14 protein-coding genes are annotated in these 15,496 nt (G+C 58.0%); 9 read left to right on the top strand and 5 right to left on the bottom strand.

The genetic code is table 11. The annotated features are described in order from the left end of the window. The first annotated feature begins 62 nt into the window (after positions 1-62). The 5 genes from RHP74_RS04060 (at position 63) to RHP74_RS04080 (ending at position 4,053) form a co-directional block, all read left to right on the top strand. On the top strand, positions 63-992 hold the full coding sequence (locus RHP74_RS04060; protein ID WP_010463686.1) for a YeeE/YedE thiosulfate transporter family protein: 930 nt from the start codon (positions 63-65) through the stop codon (positions 990-992). Between the two features lie 58 nt (positions 993-1,050). Continuing rightward, positions 1,051-1,302, top strand: coding sequence for a helix-turn-helix domain-containing protein (locus tag RHP74_RS04065; RefSeq protein ID WP_010463684.1), 252 nt, complete (start codon positions 1,051-1,053; stop codon positions 1,300-1,302). Next, a complete protein-coding gene (locus RHP74_RS04070; protein WP_311097961.1) occupies positions 1,299-2,498 on the top strand; it encodes a type II toxin-antitoxin system HipA family toxin in 1,200 nt (399 codons plus the stop codon). Before RHP74_RS04065 ends, RHP74_RS04070 begins: the two co-directional genes overlap by 4 nt. A 96-nt stretch (positions 2,499-2,594) precedes the next feature. Beyond that, positions 2,595-3,164, top strand: a complete 570-nt coding sequence (abiEi, locus tag RHP74_RS04075; RefSeq protein ID WP_042932396.1) for a type IV toxin-antitoxin system AbiEi family antitoxin — start codon at positions 2,595-2,597, stop codon at positions 3,162-3,164. Further along, on the top strand, positions 3,151-4,053 hold the full coding sequence (locus RHP74_RS04080) for a nucleotidyl transferase AbiEii/AbiGii toxin family protein (RefSeq protein ID WP_145309794.1): 903 nt from the start codon (positions 3,151-3,153) through the stop codon (positions 4,051-4,053). The genes abiEi and RHP74_RS04080 overlap by 14 nt, the downstream gene beginning before the upstream one ends. 50 nt (positions 4,054-4,103) lie before the next feature. Here the strand turns inward: RHP74_RS04080 and RHP74_RS04085 are convergent, their stop codons facing one another. The 5 genes from RHP74_RS04085 to RHP74_RS04105 all read right to left on the bottom strand — a co-directional run bounded on the left by RHP74_RS04085 (position 4,104) and on the right by RHP74_RS04105 (position 7,148). Beyond that, the gene (locus RHP74_RS04085; protein WP_311097963.1) at positions 4,104-4,358 is read right to left on the bottom strand and encodes a hypothetical protein; all 255 of its coding nucleotides are present in this window, start codon (positions 4,356-4,358) and stop codon (positions 4,104-4,106) included. A 35-nt stretch (positions 4,359-4,393) separates the two neighbouring features. Continuing rightward, positions 4,394-4,765, bottom strand: coding sequence for a DUF6124 family protein (locus RHP74_RS04090; protein ID WP_311097965.1), 372 nt, complete (start codon positions 4,763-4,765; stop codon positions 4,394-4,396). Positions 4,766-5,156: 391 nt separating this feature from the next. After that, complete coding sequence (locus tag RHP74_RS04095) at positions 5,157-5,324, bottom strand: hypothetical protein (protein ID WP_172792220.1); 168 nt, start codon at positions 5,322-5,324, stop codon at positions 5,157-5,159. Then, positions 5,321-6,046, bottom strand: coding sequence for a zeta toxin family protein (locus RHP74_RS04100; protein ID WP_077747356.1), 726 nt, complete (start codon positions 6,044-6,046; stop codon positions 5,321-5,323). The genes RHP74_RS04095 and RHP74_RS04100 overlap by 4 nt, the downstream gene beginning before the upstream one ends. A 178-nt stretch (positions 6,047-6,224) precedes the next feature. Then, complete coding sequence (locus RHP74_RS04105; RefSeq protein WP_311097967.1) at positions 6,225-7,148, bottom strand: hypothetical protein; 924 nt, start codon at positions 7,146-7,148, stop codon at positions 6,225-6,227. 417 nt (positions 7,149-7,565) lie between these two features. On the opposite strand from RHP74_RS04105, the gene RHP74_RS04110 reads away from it, so the two are divergent. From RHP74_RS04110 to RHP74_RS04125, 4 genes are all read left to right on the top strand, one after another. After that, positions 7,566-8,498 carry an NAD-dependent epimerase/dehydratase family protein gene (locus RHP74_RS04110; protein WP_010463668.1) on the top strand — a complete coding sequence of 311 codons (933 nt, stop codon included), beginning with the start codon at positions 7,566-7,568 and terminating at the stop codon, positions 8,496-8,498. A 62-nt stretch (positions 8,499-8,560) separates the two neighbouring features. Next, positions 8,561-11,374, top strand: a complete 2,814-nt coding sequence (locus tag RHP74_RS04115; protein ID WP_311097970.1) for a bifunctional glycoside hydrolase 114/ polysaccharide deacetylase family protein — start codon at positions 8,561-8,563, stop codon at positions 11,372-11,374. Next, on the top strand, positions 11,352-14,945 hold the full coding sequence (locus RHP74_RS04120) for a tetratricopeptide repeat protein (RefSeq protein WP_311097972.1): 3,594 nt from the start codon (positions 11,352-11,354) through the stop codon (positions 14,943-14,945). Before RHP74_RS04115 ends, RHP74_RS04120 begins: the two co-directional genes overlap by 23 nt. A gap of 28 nt (positions 14,946-14,973) precedes the next feature. Beyond that, on the top strand, positions 14,974-15,492 hold the full coding sequence (locus RHP74_RS04125; RefSeq protein WP_010463662.1) for a hypothetical protein: 519 nt from the start codon (positions 14,974-14,976) through the stop codon (positions 15,490-15,492). The last annotated feature ends 4 nt before the right edge of the window (positions 15,493-15,496 follow it).

Here is a 15,496-nt window from a genome sequence, read left to right on the forward strand (position 1 = left end):
GCAGCGGCTAATCTATCCTTCAGAGACCTGTTCGATGTGGCGGCCCGGAAACAAGGAGGCCTGTGCTTTCCCTGCTGATTTCACTGCTGTTGGCCTTCCTTATCGGTTGGGTATCCCAGCGCATGGGCATGTGCCTGGTCAATGCCACCGGGTTGTTGCTCAGACGCCGGCCGACACTGTTTGTGTCGCTCATCTCTTGCGGTCTGTTCGGCCTGTTACTGGCACCGTTTTACCGGCTGTTTGGCATCAGTCAGCCGTTGTTCGTTCCTGACGTCGGCTACGTGTCGCTGGTCGGGGGCGGGTTGCTGTTCGGCATCGCCTCGGTGCTCAACGACGGTTGCAGCGTAGGCACCCTCACCAAACTCGCCAGCGGCAACCTCAGCAAAGCCTTCACGATTGTTGGCTGGGTGGTGGGGATCGTCCTCTGGTATCACCTGAACATGCTGACCGAACACAAAACCCTGCAAATGCCGACGATCTCCAGCCACCAATACTGGCTGACCATCGGCATCGTGCTGATGGCATTACTCTTCCTGATCCGCGTTCACGGCGACAAACACCTGGTGCTGTCCAGCATGCTCCTGGGCGCTTTGACCAGCGCCCTCTACACCTTCGAACCGCTGTGGACCCCGAGCGTGTTCTTTTACGACCTCTCGCAAATGTTCTGGGCCTCGGGCGACGGCTCACTGACCAGCCAGCGCGTCGCGGTGTTCGTCATGCTCATGGTGGGGATGCTCAGCTACACGTTGCATCGACGGACGTTCAGCTATCAGCGGTTTGAATGGCGGGCCGCGGGGAAGCATTTACTGGCGGGGGTGCTGATGGGGATTGGTGCGTCGATGATGCTGGGTGGAAATGATTCGCAGATTTTGCTGGTGTTTCCGACGATGACTTGGGTGGGCGCGGTGCCGTTGGGGGCGATTGTGGTGGGGATATTGGTGGGGATTGGGGTGAGGCGGGTGAGGGGGAGGATTCGTGAGACTAGAAGTTGAGTTGGCTTTAATGTGCCGTATACAATACATTTGTCTTTCAATGTTGCGGTAACGACACATGGATTACGCTCTGCTAATTTCCCGTCTCGGCAACCAAATACGCGAAAAGCGTATGAATCGTGGCCTGACGCAAGCTCAGCTTGCCGAGCTCGCAGGACTGACACGATACAAAATCATTGCCGTAGAGAAGGGGACCCTTTCTGTAGGAATGATCGCCTATGCGCGGATGCTGGCAGCGCTGGATTGCGAATTAGCGGTCATTCCGGCAGCTATGCCGACGCTTGAAGAGCTTGGGGGGCTGTTCGAATGAAAATGACTTCTCTTAAAGTCAGCACGCCAGAGGGGAGAAGCGGCAGCATCCTCACCAGTGCTGAGGATTTCCTGTTTCGCTATGACGAAGATGCATTGCCCCCCATGGCAATCAGTTTGTCGATGCCTGTACGCCCCGACGAGTTTCGCCGCCGAGACCTGCACCCGATTTTCCAGATGAACCTGCCGGAAGGTTATGTCCTGGAACAACTACGTAATCGCCTGGCTAAAACCGTCAACGTCGATCCGATGCTGTTGTTGGCACTGTCTGGTAGCAGTTCGCCAATCGGTCGGGTTCAGGTGCATTCCGAAACGGTCGATTCTTTGCTTGCCGGACAGCAGTTTCCCGGGGAAAGGCTCGATGAGATTCTGACGTGGGACGGTGCCGAAGATATCTTCGCTGACCTGCTCGATCGTTACATCCTGCGGGCGGGCATTTCGGGTGTTCAACCTAAAGTGTTAGTGCCTGAACAGCAGGAAACGGCCTTGCCGCGAGTCACCTCGAAAACCTCGGACTTGATCATCAAAAGTGGTCGAGAGGAGTTTCCAGGCCTGGCGATCAACGAGTTCCTTTGCATGTCCATTGCCAAGGAAGCAGGTATTCCCGTTCCGGAGTTTTTCCTGTCCGATAATGCACAGCTGTTTGTCATGCGGCGCTTTGACCGAGACGATCAGCAAAACCCGATCGGTTTCGAAGACATGGCTGCGTTGATGGGGCTTTCGGCCGATCAGAAATACAGCAAAAGTTACGCGGCAATCGCCAAGGCGGTACGGCTGTTCTGCCCCGCTAAACATCAGCGAACTTCCCTTGATCAACTGTTCGATAGCGTCGCATTGAGCTGCATCGTCGGAAACGGTGATGCTCACTTGAAGAATTTTGGCCTGCTCTACTCGGAACCTACGCAACGCGATGCGTGCCTGGCACCGGCTTACGACATCGTCAACACCACGGCCTATATCCCCGAGGATGTATTGGCGCTGGATCTGGCGGGTAACAAGTCTTTGTTCGCCTCCCGGCAAGGGTTGCTGGAGTTTGCACATACGTGTGAGATCGAACGGCCAAAGGAACGTATTCAGAACTTGCTTACTGCACTCGAAGTGGTGCTTGAACGTTACCCGCAGCATCGGGAGCGAGCACCTCATGTTGTCAGTGCCATTCAACAAGCGGCTGCGCCATTTGCGCTGACGTTCGGGTAATGCTTGTTTTGGGTTACGGCCGAAAAAAGAATATTGGCTTTTTCAATGACTCAACAGTAAGTTACACAAAGTGAAACCTTCTGTAGAGTCATGGGTATGCATCCACACTCAAAATCCACCCAGCCAATGGGGCGGCTTCTCCGAAAACTGACCCGTCTGGCCAGCGAAGAACGCTACCTGTTCACCCCCGAAGATCTCAGAGGGGTGGTGCCCGATATTTCCGAAGGTGCTTACAAAACCTTGTTGAGCCGCGCAGCTTCGGAAGGTCATCTTGCTCGGGTGTGCAGAGGGCTTTACCTGTTTGAAGCGGCCAAACCGTCTAGCGGATTGGTGCTGTTTCATGCCGCTGCCAGGCTACGTGCCAAGGAGTTCAACTACATCAGCCTTGAAACGGCATTGAGCGATAGCGGCGTTATCTCTCAGATCCCCATCAACTGGATCACGCTGATGTCTTCCGGTCGCAGCAGCACCATTTCATGCGGACGCTGGGGCACCATCGAATTCGTGCACACCCGCCAGAAACCTCAAGATCTGGTTGGCCTGGTTCACTATGACGCGCGTTGCCGCCTATGGCGGGCAACACCGCAACAAGCATTGCGGGACATGAAGGCCGCGAAACGAAACATGGATTTGATCGATTGGAGCGTCGCCAATGAGTTTGTTTGATGAACTGGTAGATGAAGCACTTAAACACAAACAGGATCTGGCGCCATTGCGGGTCGTGGTGGAAAAGGAATTGCTGCACCACGACATCATGCTCGCACTGAGCTCTGCCGGCATGCTCGCCAAACTCACCTTCATCGGTGGAACCTGCTTGCGTGCCTGTTACGGCTCAAACCGCTTGAGCGAGGATCTGGATTTCACTGGTGGCGCTGACTTCAATCGCGAGAGTCTGACTGAGCTTGCTCACGTTCTTGTCTCAACGCTGAAAACCAAATATGGCCTTGAAGTTGAAGTCGGTGAGCCTGTTCGTGAGGAGGGGAATGTTGATACCTGGAAGCTGAAGGTTCAGACCCGACCCGGGCGCAAAGACCTTCCGGCGCAACGCATCAACATCGATGTGTGCTCCATTCCGAGTTATCAGCCACAACCCATGTTGCTGCTGAATCCGTATGGCGTCGACATGGGCACGAGTGGCCTTATTTTGCAGGCAGAAACGCGCGAAGAAATCTATGCCGACAAAATTGTGGCTTTTGCTCTGCGCCCTAACCGAATCAAGAACCGGGATCTCTGGGACATGGTCTGGCTACGTCAGCAAGGTGTAACGCCGCAGCTGGATTTGATTGGGAAGAAACTCAGCGATCATTGCTGTGGGCAGGATGAGTTCTTGAGGTTGTTCAAGGAGCGTTCAGAGCAGCTCGATGCAGATCCGAAAGTGGTGCTCGAATTCCGCAAGGAAATGAATCGGTTCCTGCCAGCAGACTTGGTCGCTCAAACCGTCAATGACCCGGCGTTCTGGACGTTTTTGGTCGGACATATACGTGAATTGTATGTGACGACGGAGAAAGCGTTGACCGGAATGGATAGCGCTCAGGGGTTTGGTTTCAAGATGTAAAGTCCAGTAGTCATAAACAATGGGCGATCTCAGGGAGATCGCCCATTTTTTTATGCCGAAACTTGAGCCTGCAATCGACGGCCGACCACATCCATCAAATCGCAGCCATCGCGCAGCGAAGTCACCAACACCCGCGCCAGTTCACAGTGAACCCCCTCGTTCACAGCAAAACTCTCCAGCAATTGAGTCGCCGTGCGAATTCGGTAAGCCGCAGTTTCGTGCAATACGTCCAGCGGTGCTTCGGTGTCGATCAGCAGCGACGCGATGGTGCAGTCGATGCCGGTGACAGGCATGTATCGATCCATGACAAAACCTCCATTTGGTAAAAGAGCGCGACCACTCAGTGGTGGCGGGCGGACGGAATTTCGGACACGCCATCGGGCGGGTCGAGGTTGTCCAGCGCTCGGTTTACCAACAGTTCGCCCAGCACCGCCAACTGCTGAATCGCCAGTGCCACGTTACGGCGCGAGCCTTCGAGGTCGCAGGCCAGGTCGGTGGTCATGACGTTGAGTGAGGCGAGGGTTTCGCAGGCGTGAGCGAGCAGGGTTGGCGTGTCGACGGCGGGGAGGAGGGTGAAAACGTGACTGATGGGCTCGGGGTGATTTGGGTTGCGGAGGCGGGCACTGATGGTTCGTTCGGTGGCTTTGGAAAGATCCGATAAGTCGGGCGACTCTTTTGCCGAGTCCGGCGGGTTGGGGCTGTGTTTTTTCATGGTGCATCTCCGGTTTGTAAAAGGAGCTGCCATGCCCCTGCTGTCAAACAGGGAAGGGTGGCAGCCGTACGCAGGTTGACAGACCGGCAAACCAGAAAGCCGGTGCATCCGAAGATGCCCCACGCACAGCCGCCATGAAAAAACTGCACACGTGCAAGGATGCCGTTTTATCAGGAAGAGTGAAAGTTTCTGGTTGTCAGCCTGTCAAAGCCGATCGCTGATTTGCAGCGACACCTGAAGGCTATCGATGCAGAACCGCTTCCGCCAGTTCATGAAAGCCGATACGAGTTGCGGGAAGTTTCCTAGGACGGACTACACGCCTCTCAGGCCCGCGTTCATACAAACAAAAAAAGCCCGGCGCTTGGCCGGGCTTCGTTATCAGAACCGTGAGTTAACCTCGTTTGGCTTCAGCTTCCATCATCACGAGGTTTTGCTGCTTGGTAGCCTCCGTCAGCACTTCACTGTAGACACGCTTTTTCTGCTCCGACTTGGCGTTACGAATAAAGTCGGCAAAGGGGCTCTTGGTGCCCTTAGTAAAACCTAGCTTGATCGATATCATGAATGTGCTCCTGATCCTAACCCGAGCTGAGCCATTAAATCGGCTCGCGTGTGTCGCTCAGGGATATGGTAGTCAATTTTATCGACCCCAGCTTTGTAAAGACGTCCCGAATTGTCGATGTGCTTGAGCAGCAAATCCACGTGAACGTTTCCGCCGTACTCTAGCTTAAGAGCATTTACCACGTCACGTGCGGCGAAATATTGATCGACGAAATGCTCTGGCCGAATTCTTCTGCCTTCGGCTTCTTCACGGGCTTTGACGAACTCCCATGCCAAGAGCGGATTTTGGTAGACGTAAAGGATTTGCACGAATCTACCCCTTCCAAGGGATCGCTCCACATTCCTTCTCGCCACATCAATATTAGAAAGTGTTCCATCCAGTACAAAAGACTGTCTCTGATCGAAAGCACAATCTAGAATTTTTTCGACCAAAATCGACACTCCGCTTTGGAAAACCCAGGCGTTTCCTCCCGCATAGTCAGTAAATTCGCTACGTAGCTCATCAGGGTCAATTCTAAGGATTGCTGTATCAGCAAATAGATTCACTAAGGCAATTGATGCCTCTGTCTTCCCTGCTCCTGGTGAGCCAGCCATAAATACTGACACGGGATCTTGCTCTGGAGGGTACAACAATTTGTCGGTCCGGCGCCTAGCTATGGCTTTCTTATTCGATCGCGCAAAATAGATAGCTTCGTCTCGCATGAGCTGTTCAGCAGGAGTCATTTGTTCATTCCTGTGCTAAGCAAAATGTCAGGGGGAACAGAAAACGACGACGAATCTGTTTGGACGAAAGAATAACGATTTGCTTGCAAAGCTCCAGTTCATGGCAATCGCCAAAACTTGAAGGAAATCTCCTAGGACCGTATACCGACGTTGTGCAGGCTCTCCAGTTACCGAATGCTCAATACACGATAACTTCACCCCTCCGCAAAACCCACCCAGCCTCCCCAGCCATCAACCGATACCGAACCTCGCGCATCTTCCCCGTCCTCCCGGCCCCGGCGTCCGCACTCTCATAAACCGGAAAGCGCCGCACCAGCACATTTTCCACCACCGCAAACTCATCCTCGCCCTGATAGCCCTCGGCTGCCTCGACGTCCTCACTGACCGGCGGAAGATAAATCTCGCTGAGCGATTTTTTGCGATTCGCTGAATAGGCGACGAGTTCACCCGGCAACCCGCGTCCCGGTGATCGGGCAAAGACGTAAAGCTCTGGCGAGCCATCCCGATCAAGGTCCGCCACCTCGGCCCGGACGACGTTTCCCGTCAATGGCCGTGTGAAGTCTGAATTATCGGTTTCCAGCCCTTGAGGTGAAATACGCAGCACACGGTGGTCATCGATCCCCTCCGTCGTCACATGAAACCGGATGCCCTGTAATTCAAGCGTCTGGTCAAACGGTCGAGTGCTGCCCGAGGCATCAGCGGGGCTTAGGTTCAATGAAAGGTTGTAGTTCGCCACCTCATTGCGCCGTGCGGCGTTGCGCATGAGGTACACCTGAACCGTGTACTCACCATCGGCGGGTAATGGCCCCATGAAATGATTGCCCATGATCGAGCCGTTAAACAGCGCGTAGTCCGCGCCTTTGGCGGTGATGTTGAAGTAGGCAGATGTATTGGAAGGCTTGAGGTCGACGGTCAGTATTTGACCCGCCTTTGCACTCACTCGGTATTGCGCGGTGAGCGGGCCCTGGATGGACTGGTTGAACTCGACAGCGTCGGCGCCTTTTTCGAAAGTGACTCGTTCGACTCGTGGCGTAACTTTAGTGGCCGCTTGTGCAGACAGGGAAACAATGGCCGCAAGCGCGGCGGCAAGCCAGATGTTCATGTTTGATTTCCTGCAAGCGCGACAACGCTCAATAGCCCGACCCAAATTGATTACAGCTCATCTGATCATATCGTGTGCTTGAAATGATGCTCCCAAGGCTTCACGCCAGCGCGCCGGTCTGATTCGCGAAGCTGAGCTGAAGCGTCGAAGATGAGGAGGGCTTGAAGCCTGGCGTGAGTTCCGGCGCAGACGGAGTTTGCGGGTCAGAAGTGGCAATTGTATGACGGCCTGTAACTGATAACTGCCGTCAAATAAGTGACGATTTTGGGGGCTAATTACCGCTCGGCGATAAATTAGACAAAGTATTGACAGTGTCAATCTGATCTCCCATTATCGGCCGCGTTTTGATGGCCTTGCGCCACAAAGTTGGCGGACTTCAACCACTCGTATCCGCTCTAATGTTCAGGGAGAGATTTCATGTTTGTTGAGCGAATACTGGTGACTGGCGGTGCCGGTTTTATTGGGTCGCACCTCGTAGAAGCCTTGCTGGGCAAGGGCTACAAGGTTCGCGTGCTGGATAATTTGTCGACTGGAAAAGTCAGCAATCTGCCGATGGACAATGCCAATCTGAACCTGGTCATCGGTGATGTCGCGGACGGCGCCGTAGTGGCACAAGCCATGCGCGATTGCGGTGCTGTCGTTCACCTGGCCGCAGTGGCCTCGGTGCAAGCATCGGTGGATGATCCGGTCAGCACCCATCAAAGCAACTTCGTCGGCACCCTCAACGTGTGCGAAAGCATGGTGAAGGCCGGGATCAAGCGCGTGGTGTTCGCGTCCAGCGCTGCTATCTACGGCAACAACGGCGAAGGCACGGCGATTCACGAAGACACGCCAAAATCCCCGCTCACGCCGTATGCCAGCGACAAACTGGCCAGCGAGCAATACCTCGATTTCTATCGCCGCGAACATGGTCTGGAACCGATGATCTTTCGGTTCTTCAACATCTTCGGCCCACGCCAGGATCCGTCATCGCCGTACTCCGGCGTGATCAGCATCTTTACCAAGCTGGCCTTGGCCGAGCAGTCGGTGGCGATTTTCGGCGACGGTTCGCAGACCCGCGACTTCGTCTATGTCCAGGACCTGGTGAGCATTCTCGTGCAGTCCCTGGAAGTCAGTGAACCGAGCCCCGGCGCGGTAAACGTTGGCCTGAGTCGTTCCACCAGCCTCAACGATCTGATCGCCGAATTGGGCACCGTCACCGGCAGCCCGTTGAAGGTGATTCATCACGCGCCACGTCAAGGCGACATTCGCCATTCGCGCGCCAACAACAGTCGCCTGCTGGAGCGTTTCAAGCTCCCGGAACCGACCGCCATCGGCAAGGGGCTGTCGCAGCTTATTCGCAGCCTGTAACCCGGCCGGTTCCACTGTCCGACATCCAAGCAGTATCGGTTCAGTCCATTCAAGAGTGAGTTATGGAAATCGTTTTTCGCAGGACGCGTGTCCGCGCGGCCGCTAAACGGCTGCTCGCCGCTTTAGCGTTGTTCGTGAGTGGGCCCGCTGTTCAGGCCGCAGCATTGCCGCAACCCGCCAGCGTGGTTTTCTGGTACGCCGATCAACCACCCATTTCCGAGTTGGCTCAGTTCGACTGGTCAGTGGTCGAGCCGGGGCATCTGACCGCGGGCGACGTCAAAACCCTGCGCAAGTTGGGCAGCCAACCGTTCGCCTACCTGTCGGTGGGCGAGTTCCATGGTGGCAAGGCCGAACTCGACAAAGCCTCTCTCACCGGGGCGGTCAGCCCGGTGCGCAATGGCGCGTGGGACAGCCAGGTCATGGACCTCGCGGCACCTGCCTGGCGTGAACATTTGTTCGGCCGAGCCAAGGCGTTGCAGGCCGAAGGCTACGCCGGGTTGTTCCTCGATACCCTCGACAGCTTCCAGTTGCTGCCGGAGTCGGCACGAGAAACACAGCGTGTGGCACTCGCCGGTTTCCTGCGGGAATTGCACCAGCGCCAACCGAACCTGAAGCTGTTTTTCAACCGTGGCTTCGAAGTGCTGCCCGACCTCGATGGCGTGGCCGCCGCCGTTGCAATCGAATCGATTCATGCCGGTTGGGATGCTTCCGCCAAGCGTTATCGCCCGGTACCGGAAGCCGACCGCGAATGGCTGGAAACCCAGATCCAGCCGTTGCGCGCCAAAGGTATTCCGCTGGTAGCGATTGACTATCTGCCGCCGGAGCGCCGCGATGAAGCGCGCAAACTGGCCAAGCGTCTGCGCGATGAGGGCTTCATTCCCTATATCGGCACGCCTGAGCTGGACTCGATGGGCATCAGCAGCATCGAAATCCAGCCGCGCCGAATCGCGCTGCTTTACGACCCGCGCGAAGGCGATCTGGTGCGCAACGCCGGGCACACCTTGCTCGGCGGTTTGCTTGAATACCTCGGCTACCGGGTCGATTACCTGCCGGTCGACGGCTCGCTGCCGGAGCACCGTTTCAGCGGTTTGTACGCCGGGATCGTGACCTGGATGACCAGCGGCCCGCCGCAGGACGCATCGGCTTTCAATAGCTGGATCGGCAAACGTCTGGACGAACAGGTGCCAGTGGTGTTCTTTTCCGGCCTGCCGATTCAAGACCCGCTACTGCTCAAGCGCCTGGGCCTGAACCGCTCGGCGCCGATCGGTACTCAGGCCTTGACCATCAGCTATCAGGACAAGGCGCTGATCGGCGCTTTCGAAGCCCCGGTGCAGCCCCGGTCCCGTGACCTGACCGCAATCTCCCTGCTGCCCAAAGGCCCGAAAGCCGCGTTGCTGCTGACCGCTGCCGACGGCCAGACATTTGCCCCGGTGGCGACGGCCGAGTGGGGCGGTGTTGCCCTTGCGCCGTACATTCTCGAAACGAATAACGAACGCAGCCGCTGGATTCTCGATCCGTTCGCTTTCCTCCAGGCCAGCTTGCGCCTGCCGGTTCAGCCGCGTCCGGACACCACCACCGAAAACGGCCGCCGCATCGCCACCGTGCACATCGACGGCGATGGTTTTCCGTCGCGCGCTGAAGTGCGCGGCACGCCGTATGCCGGCAAGCAGGTGCTCGACGATTTCATCCGGCCCAACCCGTTCCTGACTTCGGTGTCGATCGTCGAAGGCGAGATTTCACCGCGCGGCATGTTCCCGTTCCTGGCGCGCGAACTGGAACCCATTGCCCGTGAGTTGTTTGCCAACCCGAAAGTCGAAGTCGCCACCCACACCTTCAGCCATCCGTTTTTCATGCAGCCGGAAGTGGCGCAGAAACGTGAGAACTTCAACCCGGAATACGGCTTGAAGATGGCCATTCCGGGCTACGACAAAATCGATTTCCGCCGCGAGATTTTTGGCTCGCGCGACTACATCAACCAGCAGCTCACCACCCCGGAAAAACCGGTGAAGCTGGTCTTCTGGCCGGGCGATGCCTTGCCCTCGGCAGCGACCTTGAAGCTGGCCTACGACGCGGGCCTGAAAAACGTCAACGGCGCCGAGACCATGCTGACCAAGGCGAACCCGTCGCTGACCGGCCTCAATCCTTTGCTGCGTCCCACCGAAGGCGGCCTGCAGTACTACGCGCCGATCATCAACGAGAACCTCTACACCAACCTGTGGAAGGGGCCGTATTACGGTTTCCGCGATGTGATCGACACCTTCGAACTCACCGACAGCCCACGGCGCTTGCGCGGCCTGCACCTGTATTACCACTTCTATTCGAGCACCAAGCAGGCCTCGATCAAGGCGATGAACGAGATCTACGGCTACATGAAGGACCAGCAACCGATGTCGCTGTGGATGAGCGACTACCTCGATCGTGTGCACGGTTTGTATCAGGCCAGTCTGGCGCGCACCGCCGAGGGTGACTGGCAGGTTCGCGGCATGGACGCGCTGCGCACCCTTCGACTCGACCCGCAAATGGGCTGGCCGGACCTGCTGCGTTCGCAAGGCGTTGCCGGTGTTCGTGACTTGCCGCAAGGCCGGTATGTGGCGTTGAGCAGCGACCAGGCGTTGCTGGTGTTGCGTCCCGACCGGGATGAACGGCCGGCGCTGGAGGAGGCCAACCTGCCGTTGGTGGACTGGAAATATGTGGATGAAAAACACGTGAGCTTTTCGTTTGCCGGTCAAGTGGACCTGAGCTTCTCCGTGCGCTCGGCGAGCAGATGCCGGGTGGAAGTGGACGGGCAAACTTTTGCAGGCAAGGCATCCGCCGGTCTGTGGACTTTTCAATTACCAATGAAGCAGGTGAGTCATGGTCAGCTCTACTGCATCTAACGCCTCAGCAACTAAAAGCCGGCGCCTGCTCAATCCCTGGGCATTGGCGGTGGTGGCTGTGGCCGTGGGCGGCCTGTTGTGGCTGACGTTCCAGCGCGAAGAAGTGTTCCAGCCGGACGGCCGTGAGCCCGATGCGGTCTCGGCCAATTACGCCGAATTGCTGCTGGCCGCGCACCCGGATGACGATCACCTGCGCTTGCAGCTGGTCGATCTGCTGATCCGTCTCGGCGACTACCCGAAAGCGCGCCTGCACCTTGAGAACTGGCCGAAACCGGTCGTTGAGTTGCAGGCCTATTACCGGCTGGAACTCGATGCATTGGAAGCGGCGAAAGCCGATGATCCGATCGCGCAGAAAGCCTTGATCGAACGCCTGCAAAGCTTCGATCACCGCCTGTTGCCGCTGCCGCAATTGCACAACCTGGCCAAGCTGGCGTTGACCTTACAGGCGCCAGCTTTCGCTGCCAGCGTCTACGAAGAAATCGCCGATCGCGACCCGGCCCAGCGCATCGCTTCGCTCAAGTCCGCCGCGCAGTGGTACCTGGCCGGTGAGCAACCTGGCCGCGCCGCCGACATTTATCTGCTGCTCAAACAGGACAGCCAACAAGCGTCCGAGCGTCGCGAATACGCGCAACTGGCGTTCAACAGTCTGTTGGCCGCCGGTCGCGGTGAACAGGCTGCGCGCGTACTGGCCGATGAACTGGATCAGCTCAAGGATCCGCAAACCGATTCGCCGTGGCTGGAGCAAGGCGTCGACGTTGCCGTTGGCAGCAAACGCTTTGATCTGGCGCAGCGCTTTCTGGATCAGTGGCGCGTGTTGCAGCCGGACAACCCACAAATCCTGCGCAAGGAATTCAGCATGCGCCTGGCCCTCGGCGATTTGGCCGGTGCGTGGGACAGTGGTCAGCAGCTGGTGGCTGAGCACCCGGATGACTTGGCATTGCTCGAGCAAATGGGGCATCTGGGCGAATGGCGTGGCGACAGTCAGGCCGCCCTCGGCTACTGGATTCGCCTGCTCAAGCTGCACGAAGACCCGCAAACCCGTGAACACGCCTGGCGTTTGGCGAGTCAGCAGTTCGACTTTGACCATGCGATTCCCTTGCTCGCCGAGATCAAGGAGCAACGTGCGCTGACCGACGTCGAACTCGATGCGCTGATCTACGCTCACGAATCCCGCGGCACACCGGCCCAGGCCGAAGCCTGGTTGCACGCCTACTTGCGCAAGTACCCGGCGCATCGCCTGGCCTGGACACGCCTGCTGCAGAACCTGGAAAACACCGGGCAGTTCGCACAGAAAACCGAGGTCTATCAGCGCTACTCGAAACGCTTCGCGCTGACGACGACCGAGCGCATCGACTGGGCCAATACCGACCTTAAGCTGTTTGATAATCAGGCGGCGTGGGAGGTATTGCAGGTTGATAACCGCAAGATCACCGATGAGGGTTACTGGCGCTTGCGCGCTGCGCTGGCGTGGGATCTGGAGCTCGATGACGAGCTGCAGTTTTCCCTGGAGAAACTCCTCGCGCTCAAGGGTTCGCTGAACAGTGGCGACGAGAGTCAGCTGATCACGATGTACCGCACCAGCGATCCGAAGCGGGCGCTGACCATGATGGTCGGCAGCTGGAAGCGCACCCGGGATCCGCAGCGTCTGGTTGAATCCTTGCAGCAAGCCCAGGAATTGCAGGACTGGCCGCAAGTGGTCGCGCTGCTCAAAGACGCCGAGCAATACCCGGAAGCCAACGAGCAAGCACAAGTGCTGGCGATTCGCGGTGCCTTGGCGGTGCAGCAGGGAAATATCGACGAGGCGCAGCGTTTGTACCTGTTGGGCCTGTCGCGTTTCCCGGATGACAACCTGTTCCGCGAGCGCCTGATGTGGCTGTACGTTGATCAAGGCAACACCGCCGCGCTCAAGCCTTTGCTGACGGAATGGAAACCCCAGGCGCGTCAGGACCGAATCCTCTGGCTGCCGTTCGCCAGTGCCAGCCAGATGCTCGGTCGCGATACCGAAGCGTTGGCCTGGTATCGGATGTACCTCAAGACCAGTCCGCAGGATTGGCTGGTGCGTGCGGCCTACGCCGATGCATTGGAAAGCGCCGGTTATCAGGACGCGGCCCAACGGTTGCGCCTGAAGCTGCTGCGCAGCTCCGAAGGCGAAGACATTCAGCCATCGTCCCAGCGTTATGCGATCTGGTTGCGCTTGATGGCCAGCAGTTATTCGCCGGCCAAGGCACAGCAGGAGGTGGCGAAGTGGAAAGACGGCTCGCCGGCCATGCTGCAATTGTGGTTCGAGCGGTTGCTGGCGCGTCTCGACGCGACGAACCAGGAATCGCAGAAAGACCAGTGGCTGGAGTGGGCGCGCAGCCAAGGCTTGAAGGTTCAGCGTTACGAAGAAATACAGCAGGCGCTGCGCAGCCGCAACAAGGCGCAAATCGAAACGCTGTTGGCCAGTAGCGACCTCAACCCGGCGCAACGCGCCCAGGCCTTGAGTCGTCTCGGCCGCTTCGACGAAGCCCTCGACCTCAGCCAGTCCGCGCTGGGTGACGATCAACCGGCTGCCGTGCGCGAGCAGTTGCGCCGTCAGGCTGCCGAGTTGCAGGAATTGACGCCGCAGGGCGCGCAGCTGTCCTGGCATCAACAGGATTTCGGTGGCCTGGAATTCAACACCCCGCGCCTGCAAATCGCGCACAACCTTGGCGCTCAGTGGTACGCCAATCTTGAGTTGGAGAATGGCACCTACAACAGCGATCAGCTGATCGAATCGCGCATGGGCGATGAGCGCAACGCTGCGCTGACCCTGCAACGTTCGGTGGAAGACGGCGGCTACAAACTGTTCGCCGACACCAGCCAGCGCAAGGACGACGACCGCACTGGCCTGGGCCTGTCCCGGACCTGGCAGTTGAGCGCCAGCGACCAGATCGAGACCGGTCTGGACTGGCATCGCAAAAGCGAAGACAGCGGCCTGATGCGCGCTTTCGGCCAGCACGACAGTGTGTGGGTCGGCGGTCGTCACGGGTTCTCGGCGCGGGATCAGATCAGCTGGGAAGTGGCACAGAAATCGTTCTCGACTCGTGCGGGCGATTCCTTGGGCAACGGCCAGGCGCTGAAGATGGAATACAACCACTCGCTGGAATTCGCCGGACCTAACTGGACCGTGCGCAGCGGTGTCGATTATCAGCACAACAACGTCAAGGACCGCACGCTGGAGTACCTGTCCAGCGCCAACGACGGTCCAGTGAAAAGCGTTGATGACTCGGACGATCCCGCGATCGTGACGGCCAACGATCTGCTGCAAAGCCGTTACGGCCAACTGTATGTCGGTAGCTCATGGCGTCGCGGCTTGCCGGGCGCCCTGGTGCGCACTCGCCCGCAATACACCTGGCTGGTGGATGTAACGGCGGGCTGGCAATGGCTGGATCAAACCTTCAACTACGGCATCAACACCGGGATCGGCGTCGAAGTGCTGGGCGGTGACGAATTGGCCCTCACCGTTGGCTACCAATCCGCGCCACAAGGCGGGGACGGTCAGGCGGGCGGAACACTGGGTGTGAGCTACGGCGTGCGATTCGGACGCTGATCATGAAATGTTTACGGGAGAAAAACTGATGCAAGCAATTCGTAATCTGAGCCTGGCTCTGGCAGTCCTGTTCGTCGCCGGTTGCGCCAGCTTTACCGGCGACACCAGCCCGAACTTTGCGCGTACTGCGAAGTGGGGCACCGTGCCGATGATCAACTACTCGCAAACCCCGCAAGCCGGCGAACGCGCCGAGCAGATCCTGCTCAGCGTGCTCAGCAGCCACGGTCTGCAACCACGGGTTTACCCGGTCAGTACTCAGGGCGAACAAGCACTGATGGACGACAACGAACGTTTGGCCGGCGCCCTCGATTGGGCACGTGATCAGAAGCTTGATTACGTGGTCGCTGGCAGCGTTGAAGAGTGGCAGTACAAGAACGGTCTGGACGGCGAACCGGCAGTGGGCATCAGCCTGCGCGTGCTCGAGGCCAGCAGCGGTCGTGTGCTCTGGAGCAAGAGCGGCGCGCGTGCGGGCTGGTCCCGTGAAAGCCTCGCCGGCACCGCGCAAACGGTGCTCGACACACTTGTTGGCGCCCTTCGGTTCGAGTGAATGC

Source organism: Pseudomonas sp. SG20052, from assembly GCF_031766055.1.
In the GTDB taxonomy this organism is placed as follows: domain Bacteria; phylum Pseudomonadota; class Gammaproteobacteria; order Pseudomonadales; family Pseudomonadaceae; genus Aquipseudomonas; species Aquipseudomonas mandelii.

Bases quoted from the DNA above. Each gene is read 5' to 3' on its own strand.
- RHP74_RS04065 (WP_010463684.1), top strand. From the start codon at position 1,051: ATGGATTACGCTCTGCTAATTTCCCGTCTCGGCAACCAAATACGCGAA.
- RHP74_RS04070 (WP_311097961.1), top strand. From the start codon at position 1,299: ATGAAAATGACTTCTCTTAAAGTCAGCACGCCAGAGGGGAGAAGCGGC.
- abiEi (WP_042932396.1), top strand. From the start codon at position 2,595: ATGCATCCACACTCAAAATCCACCCAGCCAATGGGGCGGCTTCTCCGA.
- RHP74_RS04080 (WP_145309794.1), top strand. From the start codon at position 3,151: ATGAGTTTGTTTGATGAACTGGTAGATGAAGCACTTAAACACAAACAG.
- RHP74_RS04085 (WP_311097963.1), bottom strand. From the start codon at position 4,358: ATGGATCGATACATGCCTGTCACCGGCATCGACTGCACCATCGCGTCG.
- RHP74_RS04090 (WP_311097965.1), bottom strand. From the start codon at position 4,765: ATGAAAAAACACAGCCCCAACCCGCCGGACTCGGCAAAAGAGTCGCCC.
- RHP74_RS04095 (WP_172792220.1), bottom strand. From the start codon at position 5,324: ATGATATCGATCAAGCTAGGTTTTACTAAGGGCACCAAGAGCCCCTTT.
- RHP74_RS04100 (WP_077747356.1), bottom strand. From the start codon at position 6,046: ATGACTCCTGCTGAACAGCTCATGCGAGACGAAGCTATCTATTTTGCG.
- RHP74_RS04105 (WP_311097967.1), bottom strand. From the start codon at position 7,148: ATGAACATCTGGCTTGCCGCCGCGCTTGCGGCCATTGTTTCCCTGTCT.
- RHP74_RS04110 (WP_010463668.1), top strand. From the start codon at position 7,566: ATGTTTGTTGAGCGAATACTGGTGACTGGCGGTGCCGGTTTTATTGGG.
- RHP74_RS04115 (WP_311097970.1), top strand. From the start codon at position 8,561: ATGGAAATCGTTTTTCGCAGGACGCGTGTCCGCGCGGCCGCTAAACGG.
- RHP74_RS04120 (WP_311097972.1), top strand. From the start codon at position 11,352: ATGGTCAGCTCTACTGCATCTAACGCCTCAGCAACTAAAAGCCGGCGC.
- RHP74_RS04125 (WP_010463662.1), top strand. From the start codon at position 14,974: ATGCAAGCAATTCGTAATCTGAGCCTGGCTCTGGCAGTCCTGTTCGTC.